This is a genomic window from Alteromonas sp. 14N.309.X.WAT.G.H12 (genome assembly GCF_036697315.1).
Classification (GTDB): domain Bacteria; phylum Pseudomonadota; class Gammaproteobacteria; order Enterobacterales; family Alteromonadaceae; genus Alteromonas.
Genome location: NZ_JBAHZB010000134.1, coordinates 1 through 7,927 on the forward strand (window position 1 = coordinate 1; position 7,927 = coordinate 7,927).

Consider the following 7,927-nt stretch of genomic DNA (forward strand, 5'->3'; position numbering starts at 1 on the left):
GAAGATCATCCAGTAAAGCTTCGAATTCATCATCGGTGATATCCCCATCATCGCTACCCGTTGTTGACGTATCAACAGTGCTGGGGACTGACGATGGTGTGGAAGCTGAACGACCTGGAGCACCGGAGCCGTGAAGCTGATCAAGCAGGGCTTCAAATTCCTCTTCAGTGATATCTTCAATGCCACCATCACTGTTCGTAGCGGGCGTTTCAGCCACCTCTTCCACCACAAACTCGGGTTCTTCAGGGGCTATCGCGCTGCTCGATGGATCAGCGGCGACTTGGCTATCGAAAATGTTTTCATCCGCCGTTTCCGGTTTGCTTAATTTGTGCAATACCTCCACAAGGGCTGCATCGGCAGGCTCTAAAGGAACCCGGGATTTCACTTTTTCAAACATTTCAACCACCACATCGGTGGCTTGCAAAATCACGTCCATGAGTTCTGGCGTCAGGGTACGCTGACCGTTGCGCATAACGTCAAATACGTTTTCAGCCCCGTGACAGATTTCCACTAACTCAGTGAGAGCTAGGAAGCCCGCACCGCCTTTGACGGTATGATAGCCTCTAAAAATAGCGTTAAGGAGATCGGCATCTTCGGGATGATTTTCCAAATCCACCAGCTGCTCTTGCAACTGTTCTAATATCTCACCCGCTTCAACCAAGAAATCCTGTAAAATATCCTCGTCAACTTCAAATGACATGTTTGTGCTCCCTAAAAACCAAGACTAGACAGGAGATCATCCACATCATCCTGGCCTTGTACTACGTCATCACGCGCTTCGGCGTTAATAATTGGACCTTCCGCCTTCACGCAGCCTGACGCTTCTGCTTTAGGGGTAGGCTTAACAATTTCGCCTTCCCTTTCACCAAACATCGTCAACATATTAACCAGACTATCTTCGACTTCCTTGACCAACTCAATAACTCGGCGAATGACTTGTCCCGTTAAATCCTGATAACCTTGGGCCATTAACACTTCGGTCAATAAACCCGTTAATTTTGAGGCATCCGAGGTGGATTCTTCAAACAAGCTATCAATATCCATGCACAGGCTTTTAAATTCCCCCAGTTCAATCTCACGGGTCATGAGCTTTTTCCACTCAGGGGCAATACTGCTGATACGTTTTGACAGAGATTCGGCAATGGGCATGCAGGTTTCAACGGCATCCATGGTAGTATTTGCCGCTTTCTCAGTTTCTTCGATAACGTAGGTCAATCGCGTCTGCGCATCTGGAATATCATCGTTTGCCAAGCCCGCTATGCGCTCATCCAACTGAAAATTGTTTAACGCGTCATGAAGCTGCCGGGTGAGTTTTCCCACTTCAGCAAATAATTCCGCCGACTCTTTAGCCGATACGGCTTCAAGTATCTCGTTGGCAGACTCATCATCACCTTGCTCTAAATAGGCAACCAGTTGTTTTGCTTCGGCTAACGAAATTGGCACTTTCTTTTTCGGTGACATCCAGTAATCCTCTTCTCTGGCGGATACGGCTGGATCAGCCTAGGCGCTCAAATATTCTTTCTAGTTTTTCTTTTAACGTACCGGCGGTAAAGGGTTTCACTACGTATCCATTAACGCCAGCTTGCGCTGCGGCAACAATTTGTTCTTTTTTCGCCTCTGCGGTCACCATCAGCACCGGTAGGTGCTTCAGTTTATCATCGGCACGTATGGCTCTTAGTAAATCGATACCCTGCATGCCTGGCATATTCCAGTCTGTAACCACAAAGTCGAAGTCGCCTTGCTGGAGCATGGGAAGTGCCGTACTACCATCATCCGCTTCCTGAATATTGGAAAACCCTAAATCCTTAAGCAGGTTTTTTATGATTCGTCTCATAGTAGAAAAGTCATCTACAACAAGAATTTTCATACCTTTGTCCAAAATAGCCTCCAGTGAGGATTAATTAGTTATTATTAATCAATGGTTTAAATTATTCATCTGCTTGCCAAGATTGCATGCGAGATTTTAGTTTTAACATAGCCTGACTGTGGATCTGGCTTACCCTTGACTCACTAACGTCAAGGACTTCACCAATTTCACGTAAATTTAATTCTTCATCGTAATACAGGGACAATACGATAGCTTCTCGCTCTGGCAAGGTTGTGATGGCGTGGGCAAGGGCTTTTTGGAAAGCCCCCTGCATCAAATCCTGCAAGGGAGAATCGTTGCCTTTGTTTTGTTCTGTACTGATGACATCTTCTGACACCCCCAGATCCTCAATGCCCACCAGTTTCCCGGCGTTAACCTCATTAAGCATCTGATGATAGTCATGAATACTGACGTTAAGTTTTTCGGCAATTTCCGTATCCCGCGCATCCCGTCCAGTTTCACGTTCTACCTGGGAAATTGCTTCTGTAATGGCACGACTATTTTTATGAACTGAGCGAGGTGTCCAGTCACCTTTGCGGATCTCGTCGAGCATGGCGCCCCGTATACGAATACCCGCGAAGGTTTCAAAACTCGCCCCTTTCGAACCGTCAAAGTTTCGAGCGGCTTCTAACAGACCAATCATACCGGCCTGTATAAGATCGTCCACAAGCACACTGGCCGGAAGGCGTACCATCAAATGATGGGCAATACGTTTTACCAGTGATGCATGCCGCTCTACTAGCTGAGACTTATCTGATTGTTGAAGATAGGCTGCGGCTTTACTGTTCAACGTTGGCTTCCCACCGCATGCTTATTCGAGACCAACTGCTCGATAAAAAATTCCAAATGCCCACCCGGTTGTGCAGGCACAGGCCAGCTCAACGCTCTAGTGGCAAGTTGACTGATGGCAACAGCCGCCGGCGAGCCTGGATAGGCATCAACAATGGCGGTTTGTTTTCGTACAGCTCGACGAATATTTTCATCAAAGGGAACCGTAGCCACAAGCTCCAAAGCAACATCCAGAAAACGCCCGGTCACTTTTGAAAGCTTACTGAACAATTCCCGGCCTTCCCGCACATCCCGCACCATATTGGCGACGATTTTAAAGCGGAAAACACCGTGTTCACGATTAAGAATTTTAATTAGGGCATAGGCATCAGTAAGTGAGGTAGGTTCATCACAAACCACCACCATAATATCTTGGGACGCACGAGAAAAACTCAGCACCATATCCGAAATGCCTGCGGCAGTATCCACAATGAGCACATCAATTTGCGTACGTAATTCACTAAACGCCCGAATAAGTCCGGCATGTTCAGTGGGTGTAAGCTCCGTCATTGACTGCGTGCCAGAGGTAGCAGGTGCTATTTTAATGCCGTGGGGACCAGTCACCAACACATCATCCAAGGTGCATTCACCCGTCAAGACATGAGATAGATTCTTTTCCACTCTTAGTCCTAACATAACATCGACGTTAGCTAGCCCTAAGTCGGCATCGAGCACCATGACACGCTTACCCTGCTTCGCCATGGCGATGGCCGTGTTTAATGTGATGTTGGTTTTACCAACACCCCCTTTACCGCCAGTGACGGCAATAACCTTTATGAGGCGTGATTGATTCATTTTTCTTAAGCTACTCGCTTGATCTTCGATCATACTGCCTTAACTGAATTTGTGTCCTGATAAGGCTTAGTATGATCCATACCATACTTTTTATAAAGCTTTGCTGCTGCAGAAACGAGAGATTTTGCATCCGCAACTTTAATATCTTCTGGCACCTGCTGCCCGTCAGTGACATAACTTACGGGTAGCTGTTGCTCTACAGCAATGCTTAGCACCTCACCCAAACTGTAACACTCGTCTAATTTGGTAAAAATACAACCATCTAACTTTACTGAATTATACGCTTCTATTATGCGTTGCAGTGCAGGATATTGGGTATTCGCCTGCGCAACTAAGTATTTTCTTACCGGTTGCATTTGTCCGTGATTAAATTGACCTAACTGTTTAATCAGACGACTGTCGCGCTGACTAAACCCAGCGGTATCTATTAATATTAATCGTTTGTGACGTAACTGGAAAAGCTGTTCTGCGAGTTCTTCGCTACTTTGTGCTTTGCGAGTGACACATCCGATAATCTTACCGTAAGTAGCCAGTTGTTCAAATGCCGCAATACGGTAAGTATCAATGGTAATCATGGCCACTTGATCTGCGCCATATTTTTGCGCATATCTGGCGGCTAATTTTGCCACCGTGGTGGTCTTTCCTGTACCTGTGGGGCCCACTAACGCAACCACACCGGTTTGAGTCAAAATATCATTGCCCGACACATTCACCCGATTCGCCAACAGATTAAGAAGATAAATCCATGCTTCGCGCTCGGTATATGACGTTGGGGTGTAATGCACCAGTTGCTCTGCCAACGGAGCGCTTAATCCCATGCCAGTTAGGCGTTGGGTCAAATAACTGTGTACAGGACGATGACGACGTTGTTTGGCGTCCATCAAATCCGCGACCTGATGTTGCAGTACATTACGCAAGGATGCCAGCTCTTCTTTGATGGCATCAAGTTCATGTGCGGAGGAGACGCTATTGTCATTAATATGAGAAGGTGCCTCAAAGGCAGTATTCATTTGCGATTCTGCACCGCTGTTAAACTGACGTTCATGCTCTGCGGGATCGGGAAAAGAAAATTCCGTATTTTTAGGTGCTTGTCGGGCAAAAGGGGCTTGGGCTGCGTGAGCGGCTGCCGTTTTATGACTTTCGCCCATGCTAGGAGTGGCCAAGGTAGGCGATTGGGTTTCAGCCGCCTGTTTTTCCAGCAAGGCTCGCAAGCTGTCTGGCCCCTCATCACCAATAATCTCACTTAAACTGGGTACCGGTTTTTTGCCATTTCGACGTTCCGTACTCTGACGGGTATTCAGTTTTAGTTTCGCATCTGGCTCTTTATCGTAAGCCGCCACCAACTCAATGCCGTCAGCAACCTTACGATTAGACATTATGACAGCATCACTGCCTAATTCCGCCTTGACCTGATTTAGCGCTTCGCGCATGTCTTTACCAAAAAACCGTCTGATTTTCATTTCGCCCTCTCCACCCTTGCGGCGTCAGATTATTGACCCACCGAGCTGACAATTTTAATTTGCTTGTCATCGGGCACTTCCTGATAAGACAACACATGTAATCCGGCAACTGAATACTTCAAGAAGCGAGATAACACAGGTCTTAACATACCCGATGTTAGTAATACCGCAGGCTCACCATTTAACTCTTGTTGCTGTGCAGCCTGTTGCAGGGATTGTTGTAGCCTGTCAGCCAGTCCTGGCTCAATGCCAGCGCCATCATCGCCCCCTGCCTGTAAGGACTGGTGCAACATTTGTTCCAACTCTGGCGCCAGAGTTATGACGGGCACTTCTTTTGTGCCTTGGCTAATTTCTTGAACAATGAGACGTTTTAATGCAATGCGCACCGCCGAGACCAAGACATCGGGATCCTGGCTGCGGGGGCCATACTCAGAAAGGGTTTGTACAATGGTGCGCATGTCCCGAATGGGAACGCCTTCAAATAACAAGGTTTGCAGCACTTTCACCACCGTACTTAATTGCAGAATATCCGGCACTAGTCCTTCTACCAGTTTAGGACTGGATTTAGCCAGCATATCCAGCAATTGCTGTACTTCTTCATGGCCGAGTAATTGATAGGCATTGTTACTTAACAATTGGCTAAGGTGAGTCGCCACCACCGTAGCGGCATCCACCACGGTATAGCCTAGGGTTTGGGCATGCTCCCGCTGATTGGGGCGGATCCAAACCGCATCCAGACCAAAGGCCGGATCCGTCGTAGGCCGTCCATCCAATTTACCGAATACCTGTCCGGGATTAATGGCCAACTCTTCATCATGGCTGATTTGCGCATCACCAATGCTAACCCCCAACATGGAAATCGTGTAAGCGTTGGGATCTAAATCCAGGTTGTCGCGGATGTGTACCGGCGGCACAAGAAAACCTAATTCCTGCGATAATTTTTTACGCACGCCTTTAATCCGTGTTAGCAATTCGCCACCTTGGGATTTATCCACTAACGGAATAAGACGATATCCCACTTCTAAACCAATGGTATCCACCTGCTGCACATCATCCCATCCCAGCTCTTTGATTTCCGGCGCCATCTGCTCGCCACCGTCCACGGTAGCGGGCACCGCTGGCTGTGTAGCGGCAATTTTCGCCTGTTTGGTTTGCCATACTGCATAACCTGCGGCAATGGCCGAGAAGCCTAAAAACGCAATGTGCGGCATGCCAGGCACAATGCCCATCACAAACAACACCGCAGAGGCAATGAACAGTGCTTGAGGATTACCCAGCTGACGCCGGATTTCTTTACCCATTTCCTGGGTTTCATTTTCCCGGGTAACAATGATGGCGGTAGCCACCGATAACAGCAGTGACGGAATTTGGGCAACAAGACCATCACCAATGGTTAAAATGGTATAAACCTCGAGCGCGTTTCCAAATGATAAATCATGCTGGATCATGCCGATAAACAAACCACCGACAATATTGATGAGCATAATAAACAAGCCAGCTATGGCGTCACCTTTAACAAATTTTGACGCCCCATCCATCGAACCGTAAAAATCCGCTTCTGCGGTAATTTCTTCCCGACGCTGACGCGCTTCATCCTGATCAATATAACCGGCATTTAAATCGGCATCGATGGCCATTTGCTTACCCGGCATAGCATCAAGAGTAAAGCGAGCGCTCACTTCTGATATGCGACCGGCACCTGCGGTAACCACCTTAAAGTTAATGATTAAGAGTATGGCAAACACCACCACACCCACCGCATAGTTGCCGCCAATGACCACCGCGCCAAAGGCTTCAATCACTTTACCTGCGGCATCGCCCCCTTCATGGCCGTAGAGTAAAACCACACGGGTTGACGCCACGTTGAGTGCTAAACGTAAAACCGTCGCAATCAACAACACCAGAGGGAAGATACCGAAGTCCACGGGTTTTTGAGTAAACACCGCCACCAAAATGATAACCAGGCTAAGAGCGATGTTAAAACTAAACAACACATCCAACAAAAACGGCGGCATGGGTAGGATAACCATACCCATGATGGCAAGTAGCACGATGGGCGCGCCTAAGCCATTGGCGAAATGTTGAAGTTGATTCTTGTCAAATCGTTGAAAATAACCGGATAGCTGCATTGTTTATGGATCTCACTAACAGAAAATTGACGCTTCCGTCATGCCTGTCAGTAAGACTTCAACTACCATGCCACTTTTTTAAATGGCCATGAAGTTAACGACGCAACTCCGGTGGAATGGGTAAATCTTTCTTCAATGGATTAGGACGCTTGCCTTTACCCGCTTTAAAGGCCCGCAGCTGGAATACATAGGCGAGCACTTGGGCGACGGCCATAAACAGCTTGTGAGGAATTTCATGTTCAACCTCAGTAGAATAGTAAATGGCTCGGGCAAGCATGGGCGATGGCACAATAGGTACATCATGGGCGTCAGCAATTTTACGAATGTGCATAGCAAGTTCATCAACGCCCTTAGCCACAAGAATGGGCGCGCGTCCACCGTTATCATCGTATTTTAAGGCCACAGAAAAGTGGGTTGGGTTTGTAACGACCACATCAGCCTGGGGCACTTCCTGCATCATACGTCTGGCGGCAGCCTGATATTGTAACCGTCTTATACGCCCTTTTACCTGGGGGTTACCGTCGGCATTTTTTCTCTCGTCCTTCACTTCCTGCTTGGACATTTTCATTTCTTTGTTGTGTTTGTACAGCTGATAAGGCACATCGAAAATCGCAATGGGGATCATACCCAGTGTCATTAACAAGAAAGCCCAGCCAAGCATGTCTAAGGCATGAAAAACATTGCGGGGGTAAAGCTCCATATCCAGGTGTAAGGCTTCATCCTGGAAGTAAAAAAGCGCACCCAGTGCCATGGCACCGATCACCACAAACTTAGCAAAGGCCTTGAGCAATTCCACAAAGCCATTAACGCCGAACATCCGTTTAAAGCCCGCTAACGGATTCATCTTA

General features: G+C 47.6%; 8 protein-coding genes. All 8 read right to left on the reverse strand.

What is annotated here, in order from left to right:
• On the reverse strand, positions 1-700 hold a 700-nt coding region (locus tag V5298_RS18660), incomplete at its 3' end, for an Hpt domain-containing protein (protein ID WP_332932940.1).
• A gap of 11 nt (positions 701-711) precedes the next feature.
• Complete coding sequence (locus tag V5298_RS18665) at positions 712-1,461, reverse strand: protein phosphatase CheZ (protein WP_332932941.1); 750 nt, start codon at positions 1,459-1,461, stop codon at positions 712-714.
• 34 nt (positions 1,462-1,495) lie between these two features.
• Positions 1,496-1,879, reverse strand: a complete 384-nt coding sequence (cheY, locus tag V5298_RS18670) for a chemotaxis response regulator CheY (protein WP_332932942.1) — start codon at positions 1,877-1,879, stop codon at positions 1,496-1,498.
• Positions 1,880-1,928: 49 nt separating this feature from the next.
• Complete coding sequence (locus V5298_RS18675; protein ID WP_332932943.1) at positions 1,929-2,657, reverse strand: RNA polymerase sigma factor FliA; 729 nt, start codon at positions 2,655-2,657, stop codon at positions 1,929-1,931.
• A complete protein-coding gene (locus tag V5298_RS18680; RefSeq protein ID WP_332932944.1) occupies positions 2,654-3,523 on the reverse strand; it encodes a MinD/ParA family protein in 870 nt (289 codons plus the stop codon). Before V5298_RS18680 ends, V5298_RS18675 begins: the two co-directional genes overlap by 4 nt.
• Entirely contained in the window at positions 3,520-4,950 is a 1,431-nt protein-coding gene (gene flhF, locus V5298_RS18685) for a flagellar biosynthesis protein FlhF (RefSeq protein ID WP_332932945.1), read from the reverse strand. Before flhF ends, V5298_RS18680 begins: the two co-directional genes overlap by 4 nt.
• A 29-nt stretch (positions 4,951-4,979) precedes the next feature.
• Positions 4,980-7,079: a flagellar biosynthesis protein FlhA gene (flhA, locus tag V5298_RS18690; RefSeq protein ID WP_332932946.1), complete on the reverse strand. Its 2,100-nt coding sequence runs from the start codon at positions 7,077-7,079 to the stop codon at positions 4,980-4,982.
• A 94-nt stretch (positions 7,080-7,173) separates the two neighbouring features.
• Positions 7,174-7,927, reverse strand: a 754-nt coding sequence (locus V5298_RS18695; protein ID WP_332932947.1) for a flagellar type III secretion system protein FlhB, incomplete at its 5' end; no start/stop codon positions are given.